The sequence below is a fragment of the Solimonas sp. SE-A11 genome, from assembly GCF_030345715.1.
Lineage (GTDB): Bacteria > Pseudomonadota > Gammaproteobacteria > Nevskiales > Nevskiaceae > Solimonas_A.
In genome coordinates, this window is sequence record NZ_JAUASX010000017.1 from 86,651 (window position 1) to 104,918 (window position 18,268).

The window sequence follows — 18,268 nt, forward strand, 5'->3', positions numbered from 1 at the left end:
CTTAGCCGAGCAACTCCCAGGAGGCAGGGGTCCCGCGCACGACATCGCGCGCCACCCGCTTGCCCAGCAGGCGCTCGTAGTACTTCGGCGGCAAACCCAGGCCGGGGCGGATGGCGCGCAGGTTGTCCGGTGTCAGCACATCTCCCGCCTTCAGGTCCTGCGTGATGTACAGGGACCGGCGGAAAACCTTGGACTTCTCCTCGGACGCCGTCAGGCCGTAATGCACCTGCCCCATCGCCTGGCGGGCCCGCTCGGTCTCCACCACCAGTTGCGTGAGTTCCTCGGGCTCCAGCGAGAACGCGGAGTCCACGCCGCCATCCGCACGGCGCAGCGTGAAATGCTTTTCGACGACCGTCGCGCCCAGGGCGACGCTGGCCACCGCGGCACCGACCCCCATCGTGTGGTCAGACAGGCCGACCTGGCAGTCAAACAGGCCGCGCAGGTGCGGAATGGTCGCCAGGTTGGTGTTCTCCGGCGTGGCAGGGTAGCTGCTGGTGCACTTCAGCAGGACCAGGTCCTTGCAGCCGGCTTCCCGCGCCGCCCGCACGGCTTCGTCGATTTCCGCCACGCTGGCCATGCCGGTGGAGATGATCAGCGGCTTGCCGGTGGCGGCCACCCGGCGGATCAGCGGCAGGTCGATGTTCTCGAACGAGGCGATCTTGTAGCAGGGTGCGTCCAGCGACTCCAGGAAGTCCACCGCCGTGAAGTCGAACGGCGAACTGAAGGCGATCATGCCCTGCTGCTGTGCGCGTTCGAATATCGGCTTGTGCCACTCCCAGGGGGTGTAGGCCTGCTGGTAGAGCTCGTACAGCGAGTTGCCCTTCCAAAGGCTGTTGGGATCGGCGATGAAAAACTCGTCCCGCTTGAGGTCGAGCGTCATCGTGTCCGCGGTATAGGTCTGGATCTTCAGGGCGTGCGCGCCGGCCCTGGCAGCGGCATCGACGATCTCCAGCGCGCGTTCGAGCGACTGGTTGTGGTTGCCCGACATCTCTGCGATCACGAACGGCGCATGCGCCGGGCCGATCCGGCGATGGGCGATTTGGATGTCCTGGATCATGGCCTCAGCCTCTGTTCGTATGCCTGGTTCTTGAATGCGTAGCCGGCTTCACGGAAAGCCCTGTGGGAGGCCACGTTGGCCTCCAGGACTTCGCCGACGACGGTCCGGACTTCGGGTTGCTCCGCCGCCAGCCAGCGACTGCCGGCACCCAGGATGGCCGACCCATAACCAGCGCCACCGCAACCCGGAACCAGGTAGATCGACACCAGGGCGCCGTCCTGCTGTACATCATATCGCAACACCCCCACCGGCCGACCCTGATCCTCCGCGATCAGCAGTGCCCGTTGCGGGTCCGCCAGGACCTTCTCGAACCAGCGCTGGTGGTCGGCGTACGGGATCACGGAACTGGAATGGGAATGCCGGCGGGTGCTCTCGTCGTTGCGCCACTCGTACACGTTGCGCACATCGTCGGCTCGGGCTCGCCGCAGCCGCACCTCCGGTGCCAGCAGCCGGCGCGCCACCCGTTCCGCTCCACGGCCGTCCGCCAGCTCGAGGTTGAGCCGTGAAACCTGCCGGAAATGCGCGGGGTCGGCGGCGATCGCATCCAGTTGCCGCGCCAAGGACACGGCGTCCAGTCCGACGGCTTCAACCACCCAGGCCTTGCCGGCCGCGCCCATGGCCTCGGCGGAAGGCCGCTGGTTGTCCGCCACCACCAGGATCACTGAAGGCAGGCCCATGCAGGCTCGCTCCCAGGTCGTGGAACCGCCCGCACCGATCGAAAGGTCCGCCGCGCGCATCAGTTCGGCCATGTTGTCCACCTGCTGGTGGAACTGCAGGCCCGGCTGGCGGGCACAGTATTCCCGCAAGGAAGCCGCCGCCGGGTTGGAGGCACCCACGACGACGTCGGCCGGGCGATCACGGAGCACGGACCGGGCCAGCGCTTCCAATGCCAGGGCGGTGTATCCCCCTGCATCGACGCCCCCCAGGAATACCAGCAGCCGGCGCAACTGCTCACGCGGCTGCACCTGCGGGCGGGCCGCCACGAACTCCGCACGCAGCAGCGCGTAGTCTGGCCCCAACAGGCGGATGCAGCCGGCGGGCAGCAGGGACGCATAGCGCTCCTCCGCATCGGGCAGCAGGGCTTGGTCCAGCAGCAGGTCGGCGTCATGATGACGGTCGGCGAGATCGTCGATCACTGCCATGCGCCGCGCGACCCTGCGTAGCTTACGCTGCCAGCCCGCATCGATCGCGTAGTGATCGACGATCATCCATTCGATGCCGCCCAGCGGCTCCAGGGCACGCCGGCACTCCTCCGCATCCAGTTCCATCGGCACGCCAAGCCATGCGGCATGGGCCAATGCGCCGCCTTCGGGCAACGGGCTGCGTGGCGGCGGCAGGACATGCAGGGCATGGCCCTGGTCGCGGATCAGCCCATGCAGGTGGCCCGGCAACTCCCGGCTGAGGAAAAGGACCTCCGCACCCCGGCTGCGCAGCGCCGCCGCCAAGGTGAGGCAGCGCATGACGTGCCCGGTGCCCATGAGCAGGGACGCGTCCACGCGGATGGCGATGCGACGCATGGCTTCAACCCGCCTGGCGCAGCGCCCCGAACATCAGTTCCGCACGCCGCCAGTCCTCCGGGGTATCGATGTCCTGCACCCGGTAGCGGGGCAGGAGCCAGGGGCGGGCCCGCTCGGAGAAGATAGGCACACGGGCCCGGAAGGCGGCGACTCGGCCCCAGTAGAACTGCCCCGCATCATGCAGAGCCGGCTCCAGATCCTGTGATCGTGTGTTCAGGTGCTGCGGCTGGAACATTGCTACGCCGCCGCCGGGCAGCTCACGCAAGGCGCGCTGGATCGGGAATGCATAGTGCGTGGCGGAGAACACGTAGTCGAAGCCCGGGGCATCGAGCAAAGCCGCGGCGCCGAGCAGGTCTTCCGGCAGCACCATGGGCGCGGTGGAGTACAGGCAGCACAGCTGGTCAGGCTCATCGCCTTGCGAGGCCAGCTCATCGATCGCGTGGACGATGACATCCATGGTCGTAGCATGATCATCGGACAATCCCGCAGGACGCAGGAACGGCACGTCAGCCCCACAATCCCTGGCAATCCCGGCAATCTCCTCGTCGTCCGTCGACACCACCACCCGCTGCGCGACTCCACTGGCCAGCGCCGCCTCGATCGACCAGGCGATCATCGGCTTGCCGAAGAACGGCTTGATGTTCTTGCGGGGTATGCGCTTGCTGCCGCCACGGGCAGGGATCAGGACGACACGCCGGCTCACCGCAGGGCATCCCGCAACGCGGTCACCACATGGTCCTGCTGCTCGTCCGACAGGCCGGCGTACATCGGCAGGCTCACGGCCCTGCTGTAATACGCTTCCGCCTGCGGGAAATCGCCAGGCTTGAAACCCAACCGCCGGTAGTGCGGCTGCAGATGGACCGGGATGTAATGCACGTTGACGCCAATCCCAGCGGCGCGCAGGCGCTCGAACAGCGAGGCACGCGGCACGGCCGTGGACTGCACGACGTAGAGATGCCAGGCCGACTCCTGTCCGTTCGCCTGTGCCGGCAGCACCAGCGGCAGGTCCGCCAGCAGGCGGTCGTAGCGCGCCGCCAGCGCCCGGCGGCGGGCGATGAAGGCATCCAGGCGTGTCATCTGGCTGCTGCCCAGTGCCGCCTGCATGTCGGTCATGCGGTAGTTGTAGCCCAACTCGACCTGCTGGTAGTACCAGGGGCCCTCCGGCGCATCTTCCATCTGTGCCGGATCGCGCGTGATGCCATGCGAACGCAGGCGTTGCAGGCGCTGGGCGAGCGCATCGTCCTGCGTCGTGATCAATCCGCCTTCGGCAGTGGTCACGATCTTGACCGGGTGGAAGCTGAACACCGTCATGCGCGAGTGCCCGCAGTTGCCAACCGGCGCGTCGCCGTAGCGCGCGCCAATGGCATGGGAAGCGTCCTCGATCACGGCAAAGCCATAGCGCCGCGACAGTTCGCCGATTGCCGACATGTCGCAGCTCTGGCCGGAGAAATGCACTGCCACCACGACCTTGGGCAAGCGCCCCCGCGCCTTGGCCCGTTCCAGCTTCTCGGCCAGGCGTTGCGGGCAGAGGTTGTAGCTGCGCGGATCGACGTCGACGAAATCCACGTCTGCGCCGCAGTAGAGAGCGCAGTTGGCCGAGGCCACGAAGGTGTTCGGCGAGGTCCACAGCAAATCGCCGGGCCCAAGATCGAGTGCCAGGCAGGCCATGTGCAGCGCCGAGGTGGCGCTGTTGACCGCCACCGCGTGACGAGCGCCACAGTAGGAAGCCAGCACCGACTCGAAGGCCGGCACCGCCGGCCCCTGGGTCAGGAAATCGGAACGCAGGACCGCGTCGACAGCGGCGATGTCCTCGGCACTGATCGACTGCCGGCCGTAAGGGATCACTGCATCGCCTTGCGGTTGAACTCGACGATCTCGGCCGGGGTCAGGAACCAGTCGTTCTTGCCGGACTGGTACTCGAAGCCCAGCTCGACCTCACGTCCCTTCTCGCCCAGCTTGTTGACCAGGAAGTGGCTGTTGTCGTCCGCGCCCTGGAAGAAGATCGAAGGACGCAGCACGAAATGGTCGTCGAACTCCAGCGTCAGGTGCGAATCGTCCGCCGGGCACATGACCTCGTGCAGCTTCTCGCCGGGGCGGATGCCGATGACCTTCTGCTTCAGGCCGGGCGCCATCGCCGTGGCCAGGTCCACCACGCGGATCGAGGGAATCTTGGGCACGAAGATCTCGCCGCCGTGCATACGCTCGAAGTTCTTCAGCACGAAGTCGACGCCTTCCTGCAGGGAGATCCAGAAGCGCGTCATCTGGTCATGCGTGATCGGCAGTTCGCTGGCGCCCTTGTCGATCAGGCCCTGGAAGAAGGGCACGACGGAGCCGCGGGAGCCCACCACGTTGCCGTAACGCACCACCGAGAAACGGGTGCGGTGGGAGCCAACGACGTTGTTGGCGGCAACGAACAGCTTGTCCGAGCAGAGCTTGGTGGCGCCGTAGAGGTTGATTGGGTTGGCCGCCTTGTCGGTGGACAGGGCAATCACCTTCTCTACATCGTTGTGCAGCGCCGCCGCGATGACGTTCTCCGCGCCATGGACATTGGTCTTGATGCACTCCATGGGGTTGTACTCGGCCGCCGGCACCTGCTTGAGCGCCGCCGCATGGATCACGATATCCACGCCGGCCATGGCCTGGCGCATGCGCTCGGCATCGCGCACGTCGCCGATGAAATAGCGCATGCAGGGCGCGTTGAACTCCTGCGACATCTCGTACTGCTTGAGTTCGTCGCGCGAGAAGATCACCAGACGGCGCGGCTTATAGCGACGCAGCAGCGTCTCGGTGTACTTCTTGCCGAAGGACCCGGTACCCCCCGTTATGAGGATGGACTTTCCATCAAACATGCTAATGCCCTGTTTTAAGTTGAATTTTGCCGGCCCGCCGGGGACGGTCCGAAGCGGGGAGGATTCTAAACCCAGCGGCCCAGAATAGCCTCCCAGATTGCGGCTATTTTTGAGCGCTCCTGAGAAAATTGCCCGGTTTCGGCATAGGAATCCTCGCGCTGCAGGGCCCGGCCATGGACCCACTCCCGGTAGGCCCGGTAGCAGTCGATCAGGGTCGCGACCTGGTCCTGGCCGATGCTGCCCGCCCCGGCCAGCGCCTCCAGCTGCCTCCAGTTGTCGCTCCAGTGCGACACCGCCGGGTGGGCGGCCGCATCGCGCAGGACCAGGAACTGGGTCAGGAACTCGCAGTCGGTCAGCCCCCCCCGCCCCTGCTTGACGTCCCAACGCTGCTCGTTGGACTTGTCCAGGTTCTCCCGCATGCGGCGGCGCATGTCCGCCACTTCCCGTCCGAGCACCTCCGGGTCGCGGGGCCGGCAAAGCACTTCCAGGCGAACCGCCTCGAAGGCGGCACCGATCCCGGCCGCCCCCGCCACATAGCGCGCCCGGGTCAGGGCCTGGTGTTCCCAGGTCCAGGCCGAGTTGCGCTGGTAGTCGGCAAAGCCCTCCAGGCTGGTGACCAGCAGGCCGGAGGCACCGCTGGGGCGCAGCTGCATGTCCACCTCATACGCCCGGCCGGCCGGGGTCTGGGTGGCCAGGCTGTTGATCAGGCGCTGGGCCAGGCGGGCGTACCAGGCGCCGTTGTTGAGGGGCCGTCCGCCGCCCTGGCTGTCCTCGTCCAGGGTGTCGCAGTCATGCACGAAGACCAGGTCCAGGTCGGAGCCGTAGCCCAGCTCGAGTCCGCCGAACTTGCCGTAGGCGATCACGCCGAAGCCGGCGGGGGCACCGTCCCGGCGCCGGGGCTCGCCGTACTGGGCAACCATCTCGGCCCAGGTAAAACGCAGGGCCTGGGCCACAATGGCCTCCGCCAGCCAGGTCAGCCGGTCGCTGACCTTCACCAGGGGCAGCGCCCGCAGCAGGTCGGCCGCGGCGATGCGCAGGGTCATTTCCTTCTGGTAGCGGCGCAGCAGGTCCATCGCCGCCTCGGTACCCTGCCCTTCGATCTCGGCGGCCCGCCGAATCAGGTCCTCGAACAGTTCCTCCTTCTCGGGCGGCGCATAGAGCGCGCGCGGATCCAGCAGGCTGTCCAGCAGCACCGGCGACTGGGCGATGAAATCGGTCAGCCAGGGGCTGGCGGCGCACAGGCCCAGCAACTGCTGGCGCGTGCTATCGCTCTCGCGCAGCAGGGTCAGGTAGGTGGAACGGCCGACCACCGCCTGGATGATGCGCAATGCGCGCTTCAGCGCCACGACCGGCTGCGGCTGCAGCAGCGCTTCGTCCAGCAACTGCGCCAGCAGCTGCTGCAGCTTGAGCACAGTCTCCTCGCGCATGGCGCGTACCAGGCGCAGCGACTTCAGGGCTTCCAGCTCATCGACCAGATCCCTCGGTGACTGCTTGTAGCCGGCTGCATAGAGTCCATCGGCCGCGTCGCCGGGATCGAGCTGGCCGCTCCACAGCCCCGCCACCAGGCGCGACAGCGGGCTCTCGCTGCGGCCCTTCTGCGACTCGGCGAACACCCGGCTGAACTCCTGCTGCACGAAGCCACGCACCGCATCCAGCTCCTCCAGCAGCCCGCACCAGTCGGCATTGCCCATGGCGGCGCACAGCGCGGCACGGCGCGCCTCGTCGGCCGGCAGCGCATGGGCCTGCTCATCGCCGTACATCTGGATGGCGTTCTCCAGCCGCCGCAGGTAGACATAGCATTCGTCCAGCCGCGCCGCGGTCGGCAGCGGCAGGTGGCCGGCCTCACCCAGGTAGCGCAGCACCGGGCGCAGGCGCGCATCGCGCAGGGGCGCCTCGTTGCCGCCGCGCACCAGCTGGAAGGACTGCACGATGAATTCCAGCTCGCGGATGCCGCCATGCCCGAGCTTGACGTTGTCATCCATGCCCTTGCGCTTGACGTCGTCCTCGATCAGCCGCTTGAGCTCACGCAGGCTGCCGATGGCGTTGTAGTCCAGGTAGCGGCGGTAGACGAAGGGCCGCAGCGTGCGCAGCAGCGCCTGCCCTGCCTCGATGTCACCCGCCACCGGCCGCGCCTTGATCAGGGCATAGCGCTCCCACTCGCGGCCGTGCACCTGGTAGTACTCCTCCATCGCCGCGAAGGACGCCGCCAGCGCGCCGGCCGAGCCGAAGGGCCGCAGCATGGTGTCCACGCGGAACACGAAACCGTCCTCGGTGCGGGCCGACAGCAGCTTGCCGGTCTCCTGTGTCAGCCGGCCGAAGTACTCGTCGTTGCTCAGCGGGCGGGCGCCGTCGGTCTCGCCACCCTGGGTGTAGCAGAAGATCAAGTCGATATCGGAGGAGAAATTGAGCTCGCGCCCGCCGAGCTTGCCCATGCCCAGCACCACCGGCAGGCTCTCCTGGCCGCCCTCGCCCCGCGGCCGTCCATGCCGTGCCTGCAGGCGGCCCTCGGCAAAGCGCAGCGCCGCCTCGCAGCAGGCATCGGCCAGGTCCGACAGGTCGGCCAGCGTCTCGTCCAGCGGCGCCCAGCCGGCCAGGTCACGGAAGGCGATGCGCGCCATGTCCTCGCGCCGCAGCTGGCGCAGGGTCCGCTGCATGTCGGCATCCTCGGCCAGGTCGCCGGTGCCTTCCTGGATGCGCGCTGCCGTCTGGCCCGGCTCGCGGCTGCGGCGCAGCCCGTCCAGGCCCAGGCTGCGATCCAGCATCCAGTCCAGGGCCTCGGCCACGAAGGGGCTGGCGGTGCAGACGCGCCCCGCCACCTCAGCCAGCTCGGGCTCCTGGGCCCGCAGCCGCGCCAACTGCTCTTCGGCGCGGGTCACAGCGACGGCATGCGGTCGAACCAGGGCAGCGCCCGCTCCAGCTGCGCTGCCACCCGCAGCAAGCGCCCCTCCTCGCCGAAGGGCGCCACGAACTGCAGCCCCAGCGGCAGGCCCTGGGCGGTCTGGTACAGCGGCACCGACATCGACGGCGTGCCAGTGAGGTTGGACAGCTGCGTGAACGGCACCTTGGACAGGCTCTCGGTGGCGATCTGCTCCACCATGCCGCTGCGCAGCAGCAGGCCGCCGCCACGCAGGCCCAGCACCAGCTTCTGAGCCGCGCGCAGGGCCGCCGGCTGGTCCAGCTCGCCGATACGCACCGGCGGGCAGGCCAGCGTCGGCGTCAGGTACAGGTCATGAGTCAGGAAGAACTGCCCGAAGGCGCGGGCAAAGTCGTTCCACAGCCGGCGGCGGCGCACGTACTCACCGGCATCCAGCGCCGCGCCAGCCTGGGCGAAGACCCGGGTGTCGGGCTCGAAGTCGCTCTCCGCGCAGCCGGTCAGCGCGCGGATCTCGGCGACGCTGGCGGCGACATTGCCCATGTACATGGTGATGAAGCAGCGCGCCAGCAGCGCGCCGTCCACGGCCGGCTCGGCCTCTTCCACGTGGTGCCCCAGCGACTCCAGCAGCTTCGCCGTCTGGTGCACCGCCTCGACGTGCTGCGGATCCACCGGCGAACCCAGCGGCGAGCGCGTGCAGAAGGCCACGCGCAGGCGGCCCGGCTCGCGCTGCAGCTCATCCATATAAGGACGCTCCGGCGCACGGATCTCGAAGGGCGCGCCGATATCCGGACCCTGCAGCGCATCGAGCATGGCGGCGCTGTCGCGCACGCTGCGCGACACCACCAGGTCGCTGTTGGCGCCCTCCCAGGCCTCGCCCATGCGCGGGCCCAGCGGCACGCGGCCGCGCGAGGGCCGCAGGCCGAACAGCCCGCAGCAGGCGGCCGGGATGCGGATCGACCCGCCGCCATCGTTGGCACCGGCCATCGGCACGATGCCGGCCGCCACCGCGGCAGCGGCGCCGCCGGAGGAGCCGCCCGGCGTGTGGTCCAGGTTCCAGGGATTGCGGGTGATGCCCCAGGCCCGCGACTCGGTGATGCCCTTCAGAGCCAGTTCCGGCGTCGCGGTCTTGCCAAAGATCACCAGGCCAGCGTCGAGGAAGCGCTGGGTGATCGCCGCATGCGAGGGCGCCTTCCAGTCGCGCAGCGGCACGCAGCCGGAACTCGCCGGCACCCCACCGTAGTCCTGCACGATGTCCTTGATCAGGAAGGGCACGCCGGCAAACGGCCCCAGCAGCGTCCCGGCCGCGCGGGCACGGCCGATCTCGTGCATGGGGATGTTGATGGCGTTGATCTTCGGATTCACCTCCGCCGCCCGTGCCAGCGCGGCCTCCAGCAGCTCCGTGGCCGTGGTTTCGCCCCGGGCCACCAGGCCGGCCAGGCCCAGCGCGTCGTGCCGCGCATAGTCCGCTGCGGAAATCATGGGTTCTCCTCCAGTCTGAATTTTCTGCGCATAGAGTAGCGGCGTTCCGCGCCGGCCTTACAATCGCGCAAACGGATTCCGATAACGACCATGAAACGCCCGACCGCCCTGCTCGCCCTCATGCTGGCCGCCTGCGCCAGCGGACCCACCACCGAACAGTTGCTGAGCTTTACCCCCGGCCAGGCCGTGCCGGTGGACCTGGCCGCGCCGCAGCTGGCGAACCAGGTGGGCAAGCGCATCACGCTCTCGGGCCTGGCCCGCCAGCGCGAGGGCAGCTGCCTGGGCGTGGCACCGGTCTCCAACAATGACTGGATGCTGACGGGTGAAAAGGAATGTGTCTGGGTCAACGGACGTGCCCAGGGCGCCGCGCTGATGGACGTGCGCAACAACAACAGCCGCGAGCCGCTGGCGGTTACCGGCAAGCTGATCCGGACCAAGGAAGGCGTGCTGGTGCTGATGGCCGAGCGCAGCCCGCCGCCGGCCGCACCGGTCCACGCCGCCCCGCCGCCACCGCTGCCGCCTCCTGCCCAGCCGCTGCCGCCGCCGGCCGAGCCGGCCCCTGCTCCGCCGCCACCGGAGCACGTACCGCCCCCCGCACCGCCGTCCGAGCCGCCGCCGGCCGAAGCCGCTCCGGCACCGTTGCCGGAACCGCCCCTGCCGCCAGGCTATTACCGCTCGCCGGGGTACTGAAGACCCGTCAGTGGCTGTGGGCCAACCAGCCCATGCCGCCGGCATTGGCTGCAGCCCGCTCGCCGCAGCGCTTCCAGATCTTCTCGTGGAAGTGGTAGGCCACGGTATTGACGCAAGGCTCCACCAAGGCCACCAGGCCGCCGGTCATCCAGCTGCCGGTCATGGCCCAGACGACCAGGAACGCCACGCCGATGTGCATCGCACCGAAACTCAGGGTCTTGATCATGGCCGTTCTCCTTGGTTGATTGGATTGACTGGAGAAAAATGATAATGATTCTCAATATTGATGCCATTGATTTGTTCCTATGGCGTCGATTGCCGGGGCCAATCGCCCCGGCCGTCCGGCCGTGAGCCCCGCCGAGGCCGCCCTGCTGGCCGGCGCCGCCTTCCTGGCCGGGGGACTCAATGCCCTGGCCGGCGGCGGCAGCTTCCTGACCCTGCCGGCACTGATGGCAGTGGGTGTGCCGCCGGTGGCCGCCAATGCCACCGGCACCGCCGCCCTGCTGCCCGGCTACCTCAGCGCCGCCTGGGCCTCGCGCCGGGACCTGGTGGCCCCGGCTGGGATGGGCCTGCCCATGCTGCTGGGCCTGGCCTTGCTCGGCGGCAGTGCCGGTGCCGCCCTGCTGCTGCTGACGCCGGACCGGCTCTTTGCCGGCCTCGCGCCGCTGCTGCTGCTGGCCGCCACGCTGCTGTTCGCACTGCAGCCGCGCCTGCAGCGCCACCGCTCCGCCACCGTGCCGGCAACAGTGGCCGCCACCGTGATCCTGGCGGTGTGCCTCTACGGCGGCTACTTCAACGGCGGCCTGGGCATCCTGCTGCTGGCCGCGCTGTCGCTGCTGGGGGTGCGCGAGCTGCATCGCGCCAATGCCCTGAAGAACCTGGTCTCTGGCGTGCTCACCGCCATCGCCGTGGCGCTGTATGCCGCCGGCGACGCCGTGGGCTGGGGCCCGGCGCTGTGGATGATGCTGTTCGCCACCGCCGGCGGCTACGCCGGGGCGCGCTGGGCACGCCGCATCCCGCCGGCACGGCTGCGGGCCTTCATCGTGCTGTCCGGGCTGGTGATGGCCGCGCTGATCGCCCTGCGCCTGCGCGGGGCCGCATAACCATAGGAATGCAGGGACAAATCAAGGATGATGGGCGCCGGTCCGCGCATATGGGAGAACTGGCTTTTGAGGGATGAAGTGCACTACCTGCAGGGTATCGTCGCGCGGCACTGGCCGCAGGCCCGGGTCCTGATCCTGGGCGACGTCATCCTCGACAAGTACACCTACGGCCGCGTCGAGCGCATTTCTCCCGAAGCGCCGGTGCCGGTGGTGCGCGCCGACCGCAGCAGCGAACAGCCGGGCGGCGCCGCCAACGTCGCCATGAACGTGGTCGCCATGGGCGGCAAGGCCACCCTCATCGGCTTCACCGGCCAGGACGCGGACCGCGACCTGCTGCAACGCCAACTGGCCGAGGCCGGCGTGGAAGCCGCCCTGGTCGCCGTGGCAGGCACGCCCACCACCGCCAAGCTGCGCGTGCTGGCCGGCCAGCACCAGATCGTGCGCCTGGATCACGAATCCACCGCCGAGCGCCCCGCCGCCGCCTACGCGGAACTGCTGCAGCTCTTCGAAGCCGCCCTGCCCTCCGCCCAGGTCGTGATCCTGTCCGACTACGCCAAGGGCGTGCTGACCGAGGCGGTCTGCAAGCGCGCCATCGCGCTGGCTCGCCAGGCCGGCGTGCCGGTGCTGGTGGACCCCAAGTCGCGCGATTTCTCGCGCTACGCCGGCGCCACCACCATCTGCCCCAACCGCAGCGAGCTGGCCCTGGCCACCGGCGTGCAGGGCAGCCCCGAGCAGGAGCTGCAGGCCGGCCAGCACTATGTGGCGGAGCTGGGACTGTCCTACCTGACGGTGACAATGAGCGAGAAGGGCATCTACCTGCTCTGGCCCGAGCGCCGTCACCACGCGCCGGCCGTGGCGCGCCAGGTGTTCGACGTCTCCGGCGCCGGTGACACCGTGATCGCCTCGCTGGCGCTCTGCGCCGCCGCGGGCGTCCCTCCCGAACAGGCCGCGGGCCTGGCCAACCTCGCCGCCGGCATCGTCGTCGCCAAGGTCGGCACCGTACCCGCCTCGTCCGGCGAGCTGCTGTCGGAGCTGCGCGCTCTTAGCGCCGACGCCTCCGACCGCAAGGCCATGAGCCTGCCGGAGCTGGCGGAGAAGACCGCCGCCTGGCGCGCCGCGGGCCAGAAGGTGGTCTTCACCAACGGCTGCTTCGACCTGGTCCACGTCGGCCACGTCACCCTGCTGGAACAGTGCCGCGAGTTCGGCACCCGGCTGGTGGTGGGCATCAACAGCGACGCCTCGGTCTCGCGACTCAAGGGGCCCACCCGCCCGATCATCGGCGAGCAGCAGCGCGCCCGCCTGCTGTCGGCGCTGGCGGTGACCGACGCCGTGGTGATCTTCGACGAGCCCACGCCGATCGAGGTCATCAAGGCCATCCGGCCGGACGTGCTGGTCAAGGGCGGCGACTACACCGAGGCCACCGTCGTCGGCGCGCCGGAAGTGCGCAGCTGGGGCGGCCGCGTGGAGCTGGTGCCGCTGGTGGAAGGCTTCAGCACCAGCGACATCGTGCGACGCATCACCGCGCAGGCCAAGGCCTGACGCCCATTCCCGGAGCGCGATCCTGAAGGCGGCATTCCTCGACCGTGACGGCGTCATCAACGTCGACTCGGGCTACGTCTACCGCTGGGAGGACTTCGCGTTCCTGCCCGGCGCCGTCGGCGCCATGCGCCGGCTCGCCGCCGCGGGCTACGCCCTGGTGGTGGTCACCAACCAGTCCGGCATCGCCCGCGGCATGTACACCGAGCCGCAGTACCAAGCCCTGACCGCGCAGCTGCGGCAGGCACTGGCGGCCGAGGGCGTAGCGCTCGCCGCGGTCTACCACTGCCCGCACCTGCCCGGCGGCAGCGTCGCCGCCTATGCCCGCGACTGCGACTGCCGCAAACCCGCGCCCGGCATGCTGCTGCGCGCGCAGCAGGAGCTAGGCATCGACATGGCCGCCTCCCTGATGGTGGGCGACAAACCCTCCGACATCGAGGCCGCACGCGCGGCCGGCGTCGGCCGCGCCTACCTGGTGGGCCGCGCGCAGACACCTGCAGACGGGCACTTCGCCGACTTGGCAGCCTGCGTCGATGCCCTGGTGCCGACATGAGCGAGACCCAACTGCGCGAAGCCGCCGCCTGGTCGCGCCGCTGGCTGTTCGAGTCCGCCCTGCCCCTGTGGTGGCAGGCCGGCGCCGACCACGTCGGAGGCGGCTTCCACGAGAAGCTCGACCTGCAGGGCCGCCCGGTCGGCACGCCGACACGCGTGCGCGTGCAGGCGCGCCAGCTCTACGTCTACGCCGAGGCCGGACGCCTGGGCTGGACAGGCCCCTGGCGTGCCGCCATGGAACACGCCCTGGACTTCATGTTGCGCGAATACGCCCGTGGCGACGGCCTGTTCCGCAGCAACCGCGGCGGCAGCGACTCGGACCTGGATATCTATGACCAGGCTTTCGTGCTGTTCGCGCTGTCACAGGCCTATGTCGCGGATGGGAAGCCGGCGGAACTGCTGCGTCTGGCCCGCGCGCTGGTGGAGCGTCTCGATGCCCTGTTGGCCCACCCGCTGGGCGGCTACGAGGAAGCCCGCCCTCGCCGCCTGCCGCTGCGCTCAAACCCGCACATGCACCTGCTGGAAGCTCTGCTGGCCTGGGTGGATCTGGGCGTGGACCTGCCCTTTCGCGAGCGCGCCCTGCAGATCGTGGCACTAGGCAGCCGGCGGCTGATCGATCCTGCCACCGGTGCGGTGGGCGAATTCTTCGACGGCGACTGGTGCTTTGCCGCGGGGCCCGAGGGCGAGGTGCGTGAGCCCGGCCACCAGTTCGAGTGGGCGTTCCTGATGGATCAGTCGCAGCGCCTGCTCGGCAGCGACACCTCCGCGCAGGGTCGCGCGCTGGAACACTTCGGCAGTCGCCACGGCATCGACTTACAGCGCGGAGTGGCGATCGCAGCCGTGGACGCCGCCGGTCGCCCTGTCGACCGCCGTGCGCGGCTCTGGGCCCAGACCGAACGGCTGCGCACCAGCCTGTTGATGGAGACCAGCCCCGGCGCCAGTTCCCTGGCGGCCTTTGCCACCCTGCAGCGCTTCCTCTCCACGCCAGTGAACGGGCTCTGGTGGGAATGGATGGCGGCAGACGGCGAGTTTGTCCGCGAGCCCTCGCCCGCCACCTCGCTGTATCACGTCATGACGGCACTGTCGGACCTGTGCCGGCGCTATCCCTAGCTGCGGAAGATGAAATACACCGCGCCGCACATGCAAAGCGCCGCCCACAGGTAGTCCAGCTTGATCGGCTGCTTCATGTACAGCACCACGAAGGGCACGAACACGCTCAGCGTGATTACCTCCTGCAGGATCTTCAACTGCGGTAGCGTCAGCGCCGTGTAGCCGATGCGGTTGGCAGGCACCTGCAGCAGGTACTCGAACAGGGCGATGCCCCAACTGAGCAACGCCGCGATGATCCAGGGCTTGTCGCGCATGTCCTTCAGGTGCGCGTACCAGGCCATGGTCATGAAGATGTTGGACAGCACCAGCAGGCCGGTCGTCTGCCCCAGAACGCTCCAGTTCATTGCTCTCCCCGAGACACAAGCCGTAATGAAAAAGCCCCGCCGGTTGGCGGGGCTTTTTTATACCTCATTGCCTCAATCGTCGTTGGCGACGCCCATCAGGTGCAGCAGGCTGGTGAAGAGGTTGTAGATCGACACGTACAGCGTGGTGGTGGCGAGGATGTAGTTGGTCTCGCCGCCGTTCACGATCTCGCCGGTCTGGTACAGGATGATGCCGCAGGCGAACAGCGCGAACAGGGACGACAGCGCCAGGTGCAGCGGCTGCAGGTAGAAGCCGAACAGCGAGGCGCCCACCATCACGAGGCTGGCCACCAGCAGCAGGATCATGCCGCTGAACAGGAAGCCGCGCATGAAGCTGAAGTCACGCTTGGTCTTCACCGCGTAGGCCGACAGGGCCACGAAGATCGTGCCGGTCATGCCCAGCGCCATCATCACCGTCTGCGCGCCATTGGCCATGCCGAGGTAGCGGTTGATGATCGGGCCCAGGCCGAAGCCGAGCAGGCCCGTCACCGCGAACACCACCCAGATGCCCGACGAGGAGTTGGCGGTGCGCGGCACCACGAACCACAGCAGGCCCATCGACACCAGCGAGCAGACCATGCTGATGCCGTAGCCCACGCCCACCGCCATCGACACGCCGGCCATCACGGCGCTGAACAGCAGCGTCATCGACAGCAGCAGGTAGGTATTGCGCAGCACCTTGTTGGCGGCATCGGCCGTGGTGTCGCGTACCAGCGGCGTGCTGCGCGGCTGCGCGCCGCTGCTCACCGGGACGGGACGGAGTTCATTGTTCCAGCTCATGGCGGTCTCCTTGGGATCGCGAGAGTTTCGAGGGTTTCAGGTCAGAACGGTATCACGGAGGGCTTGCGCGTGTAATGCAGGTAGCCCGCATTGGCGCCCGCGCGCAGGCCCACGCCGGTGCGCATCGGCGCCATCACGATATTGCCGCTCTGCTGGTAGTTCACACCGATGCCGGCGGCAAGATAAAGGCTGCCTTCCACGCCGGGGAAGCGCTGGAACAGCTGGCCGGTATTGCGCAGGTTGTACACCAGGGTCACGACCTTGGAGGCATTGCCACCCCAGTCCCAGCCCACCGACGGACCCTGCCAGTACACTGGCATGCTATCGCCGCCCTTGTACTGCAGCGTACCGCGGCCATAGCGCAAGCCGACCACCACGGCGCCGGAGCCTTCCTCGCCGATGATGTAGGCGTTGGGACGGCCATATTGGGCGAAGACCTTCTCCACGGCCTGCGCCACGTCGGCGGAGGCCTTGCCGAAGAACTTCGAGGCCTCGGCCACGATCTCCTCGCTGGAATAGGTTTCCTGGCCGACCGGGGCATCGGCGGGGGTCGTTTCCGCGGGCACGGCGGTTTCCTGGACCGGCGCCTGGGCATCGCCCGGGGCGCTGCTGATCGGTTCCATGCTCTGGCAGGCTGCCAGCAGCAGTACGGCGGGCAGCAAGATGAGGGATCGCATGCGGGACGGCTCCTTTTGTCCTTAGGCCTGTGTCGGCTGATTCTGCGTCATGCAGACCGTTCAAACCAGCAGGAAGTTCCGGCGTCCCTAACGCAAACCACTGAAAACACTGTGACAAGATTTTTTCCGCACCTGTGTCCCTACGGCAATAGCCTTGAAATGGGCGGCTTTGGATAATCCCGCTTATCCAAACCTTGCCCTGCAGGAGTGACACCATGAAGTACGGCCGCCGCGTCGCCATCATCGGTGGTTCGCGCATCCCCTTCGCGCGTTCCAACACCGCCTACTCCACCAAGTCCAACCAGGACATGCTGACCGCCTCCCTCAAGGGCCTGGTCGACAAGTATCAGCTGCACGGCGAGCGCATCGGCGAAGTGCAGGCCGGCGCGGTGCTCAAGCACTCGCGCGACTTCAACCTGACCCGCGAGTCCGTGCTGTCGTCCGGCCTGGCGCCGGAAACCGCCGCGGCCGACGTGCAGATGGCCTGCGGCACCGGCCTGGCCGCCGCCATCAACATCGCCAACAAGATCGCCCTGGGCCAGATCGAGTCCGGCATCGCCGGCGGCGTGGACACCACCTCCGACGCGCCGATCGCCGTGGGCGAGAAGCTGCGCAAGATCCTGCTCGAAGTGAACCGCGCCAAGACCGGCGCCCAGCGCTTTGCCGCGCTGAGCAAGTTCCGCCCGGCCATGCTGGCCCCGGCCATCCCCACCAACGGCGAGCCGCGCACCCGCATGAGCATGGGCGAGCACTGCGAAGTCATGGTCAAGGAATGGAAGATCCCGCGCGAAGCGCAGGACCAGCTGGCCTATGAGTCGCACCAGAAGGCCGCCCGCGCCTGGGAAGCCGGCTTCTATGCCGACCTCGTGGTGCCCTTCGCCGGCCTGGAGCGCGACAACAACCTGCGCCCGGACATCTCGATCGAGAAGATCTCCACGCTCGGCCCCGCCTTTGACCGCAAGTCCGGCCAGGGCACGCTGACCGCCGCCAACTCCACCCCGCTGACCGACGGCGCCTCCACCGTGCTGCTGGCCTCGGAAGACTGGGCCAAGGCCCGCGGCCTGAAGCCTCAGGCCTACCTGACCCACGTCGAGACCGCCGCCGTGGACTTCGTCAACAAGAAGGAAGGCCTGCTGATGGCCCCGGCCTACGCCGTGCCGCGCATGCTGGAGCGCGCCGGCATCAGCCTGCAGGACTTCGACTTCTACGAGATCCACGAAGCCTTCGCCGGCCAGGTGCTCTGCACCCTCAAGGCCTGGGAAGACCCCAAGTTCTGCAAGGAGCGCCTGGGCCTGTCGCAGCCGCTGGGTTCCATCGACCGCTCGCGCATGAACATCAAGGGTTCCAGCCTCGCGGCCGGCCACCCCTTCGCCGCCACCGGCGGCCGCATCCTGGCCACGCTGGCCAAGATCATCGCCGAGAACGGCCACAAGGGCCGCGGCCTGATCTCCATCTGCGCCGCGGGTGGTCAGGGCGTCGTCGCCATCGTGGAGGGCTGAGCCGGGGCTGTCGGGGAGTGCCTTGAATGGCACTCCCCGCCGGCGAAGGCCCGGCCATGGATGGCCGATCAGATAACCCATGCCTCGCCATGGACGGCGCCACCGAACGACCTTGGTGGACGAGCTGTAACGAACAGGGCCCGCTCGCGCGGGCCCTGTTCGTTTGGCCAGCCGCTTCTCCA

At 68.5% G+C, this 18,268-nt stretch carries 17 protein-coding genes; 6 read left to right on the forward strand and 11 right to left on the reverse strand.

From position 1 onward, the window contains the following. Window position 1 precedes the first annotated feature (1 nt). The 7 genes from pseI to QT386_RS17855 form a co-directional block, all read right to left on the reverse strand. Window positions 2–1,057, reverse strand: a complete 1,056-nt coding sequence (gene pseI / locus QT386_RS17825; RefSeq protein WP_289275097.1) for a pseudaminic acid synthase — start codon at window positions 1,055–1,057, stop codon at window positions 2–4. After that, on the reverse strand, window positions 1,054–2,574 hold the full coding sequence (pseG, locus tag QT386_RS17830; protein WP_289275098.1) for a UDP-2,4-diacetamido-2,4,6-trideoxy-beta-L-altropyranose hydrolase: 1,521 nt from the start codon (window positions 2,572–2,574) through the stop codon (window positions 1,054–1,056). Before pseG ends, pseI begins: the two co-directional genes overlap by 4 nt. 4 nt (window positions 2,575–2,578) lie before the next feature. Continuing rightward, entirely contained in the window at window positions 2,579–3,277 is a 699-nt protein-coding gene (gene pseF, locus QT386_RS17835) for a pseudaminic acid cytidylyltransferase (RefSeq protein WP_289275099.1), read from the reverse strand. Next, entirely contained in the window at window positions 3,274–4,419 is a 1,146-nt protein-coding gene (pseC, locus tag QT386_RS17840; RefSeq protein WP_289275100.1) for a UDP-4-amino-4,6-dideoxy-N-acetyl-beta-L-altrosamine transaminase, read from the reverse strand. Before pseC ends, pseF begins: the two co-directional genes overlap by 4 nt. Next, the gene (gene pseB / locus QT386_RS17845; protein ID WP_289275101.1) at window positions 4,416–5,423 is read right to left on the reverse strand and encodes a UDP-N-acetylglucosamine 4,6-dehydratase (inverting); all 1,008 of its coding nucleotides are present in this window, start codon (window positions 5,421–5,423) and stop codon (window positions 4,416–4,418) included. The genes pseC and pseB overlap by 4 nt, the downstream gene beginning before the upstream one ends. Window positions 5,424–5,488: 65 nt before the next feature. Continuing rightward, on the reverse strand, window positions 5,489–8,299 hold the full coding sequence (gene glnE / locus QT386_RS17850; protein ID WP_289275102.1) for a bifunctional [glutamate--ammonia ligase]-adenylyl-L-tyrosine phosphorylase/[glutamate--ammonia-ligase] adenylyltransferase: 2,811 nt from the start codon (window positions 8,297–8,299) through the stop codon (window positions 5,489–5,491). Continuing rightward, entirely contained in the window at window positions 8,296–9,777 is a 1,482-nt protein-coding gene (locus QT386_RS17855; RefSeq protein WP_289275103.1) for an amidase, read from the reverse strand. Before QT386_RS17855 ends, glnE begins: the two co-directional genes overlap by 4 nt. 90 nt (window positions 9,778–9,867) lie before the next feature. On the opposite strand from QT386_RS17855, the gene QT386_RS17860 reads away from it, so the two are divergent. Beyond that, window positions 9,868–10,467, forward strand: a complete 600-nt coding sequence (locus QT386_RS17860; protein WP_289275104.1) for a hypothetical protein — start codon at window positions 9,868–9,870, stop codon at window positions 10,465–10,467. A 7-nt stretch (window positions 10,468–10,474) separates the two neighbouring features. On the opposite strand, the gene QT386_RS17865 is transcribed toward QT386_RS17860, so the two are convergent. Continuing rightward, window positions 10,475–10,693 (reverse strand): DUF2061 domain-containing protein, encoded by a 219-nt coding sequence (locus tag QT386_RS17865; RefSeq protein ID WP_289275105.1) that lies wholly within the window; start codon window positions 10,691–10,693, stop codon window positions 10,475–10,477. Window positions 10,694–10,772: 79 nt separating this feature from the next. Between QT386_RS17865 and QT386_RS17870 the strand changes: the two genes are divergently transcribed. The 4 genes from QT386_RS17870 to QT386_RS17885 all read left to right on the forward strand — a co-directional run bounded on the left by QT386_RS17870 (window position 10,773) and on the right by QT386_RS17885 (window position 14,768). Beyond that, window positions 10,773–11,570, forward strand: a complete 798-nt coding sequence (locus QT386_RS17870) for a sulfite exporter TauE/SafE family protein (protein ID WP_289275106.1) — start codon at window positions 10,773–10,775, stop codon at window positions 11,568–11,570. A gap of 66 nt (window positions 11,571–11,636) precedes the next feature. Further along, entirely contained in the window at window positions 11,637–13,109 is a 1,473-nt protein-coding gene (rfaE1, locus tag QT386_RS17875; protein ID WP_289275107.1) for a D-glycero-beta-D-manno-heptose-7-phosphate kinase, read from the forward strand. A gap of 22 nt (window positions 13,110–13,131) precedes the next feature. Continuing rightward, a complete protein-coding gene (gene gmhB / locus QT386_RS17880; protein WP_289275124.1) occupies window positions 13,132–13,659 on the forward strand; it encodes a D-glycero-beta-D-manno-heptose 1,7-bisphosphate 7-phosphatase in 528 nt (175 codons plus the stop codon). Continuing rightward, window positions 13,656–14,768: an AGE family epimerase/isomerase gene (locus tag QT386_RS17885; protein ID WP_289275108.1), complete on the forward strand. Its 1,113-nt coding sequence runs from the start codon at window positions 13,656–13,658 to the stop codon at window positions 14,766–14,768. The genes gmhB and QT386_RS17885 overlap by 4 nt, the downstream gene beginning before the upstream one ends. Here QT386_RS17885 and QT386_RS17890 read toward each other — a convergent pair. The 3 genes from QT386_RS17890 to QT386_RS17900 all read right to left on the reverse strand — a co-directional run bounded on the left by QT386_RS17890 (window position 14,765) and on the right by QT386_RS17900 (window position 16,587). After that, window positions 14,765–15,112 carry a DMT family protein gene (locus QT386_RS17890; protein WP_289275109.1) on the reverse strand — a complete coding sequence of 116 codons (348 nt, stop codon included), beginning with the start codon at window positions 15,110–15,112 and terminating at the stop codon, window positions 14,765–14,767. The two genes, QT386_RS17885 and QT386_RS17890, sit on opposite strands and share 4 nt — an antisense overlap. 72 nt (window positions 15,113–15,184) lie before the next feature. Beyond that, complete coding sequence (locus QT386_RS17895) at window positions 15,185–15,910, reverse strand: Bax inhibitor-1/YccA family protein (RefSeq protein WP_289275110.1); 726 nt, start codon at window positions 15,908–15,910, stop codon at window positions 15,185–15,187. 41 nt (window positions 15,911–15,951) lie between these two features. Beyond that, window positions 15,952–16,587, reverse strand: a complete 636-nt coding sequence (locus QT386_RS17900) for a DUF1134 domain-containing protein (protein ID WP_289275111.1) — start codon at window positions 16,585–16,587, stop codon at window positions 15,952–15,954. Window positions 16,588–16,802: 215 nt separating this feature from the next. Here QT386_RS17900 and QT386_RS17905 point away from each other — a divergent pair, with 215 nt between their 5' ends. Continuing rightward, window positions 16,803–18,086, forward strand: a complete 1,284-nt coding sequence (locus tag QT386_RS17905; RefSeq protein WP_289275112.1) for an acetyl-CoA C-acetyltransferase — start codon at window positions 16,803–16,805, stop codon at window positions 18,084–18,086. Window positions 18,087–18,268 lie beyond the last annotated feature (182 nt).

Coding starts and splice junctions, on each gene's coding strand:
- QT386_RS17905 (WP_289275112.1), top strand. CDS start 16,803: ATGAAGTACGGCCGCCGCGTCGCCATCATCGGTGGTTCGCGCATCCCC.
- QT386_RS17865 (WP_289275105.1), bottom strand. CDS start 10,693: ATGATCAAGACCCTGAGTTTCGGTGCGATGCACATCGGCGTGGCGTTC.
- QT386_RS17900 (WP_289275111.1), bottom strand. CDS start 16,587: ATGCGATCCCTCATCTTGCTGCCCGCCGTACTGCTGCTGGCAGCCTGC.
- pseG (WP_289275098.1), bottom strand. CDS start 2,574: ATGCGTCGCATCGCCATCCGCGTGGACGCGTCCCTGCTCATGGGCACC.
- QT386_RS17860 (WP_289275104.1), top strand. CDS start 9,868: ATGAAACGCCCGACCGCCCTGCTCGCCCTCATGCTGGCCGCCTGCGCC.
- QT386_RS17870 (WP_289275106.1), top strand. CDS start 10,773: ATGGCGTCGATTGCCGGGGCCAATCGCCCCGGCCGTCCGGCCGTGAGC.
- pseB (WP_289275101.1), bottom strand. CDS start 5,423: ATGTTTGATGGAAAGTCCATCCTCATAACGGGGGGTACCGGGTCCTTC.
- QT386_RS17855 (WP_289275103.1), bottom strand. CDS start 9,777: ATGATTTCCGCAGCGGACTATGCGCGGCACGACGCGCTGGGCCTGGCC.
- pseI (WP_289275097.1), bottom strand. CDS start 1,057: ATGATCCAGGACATCCAAATCGCCCATCGCCGGATCGGCCCGGCGCAT.
- QT386_RS17890 (WP_289275109.1), bottom strand. CDS start 15,112: ATGAACTGGAGCGTTCTGGGGCAGACGACCGGCCTGCTGGTGCTGTCC.
- QT386_RS17895 (WP_289275110.1), bottom strand. CDS start 15,910: ATGAGCTGGAACAATGAACTCCGTCCCGTCCCGGTGAGCAGCGGCGCG.
- QT386_RS17885 (WP_289275108.1), top strand. CDS start 13,656: ATGAGCGAGACCCAACTGCGCGAAGCCGCCGCCTGGTCGCGCCGCTGG.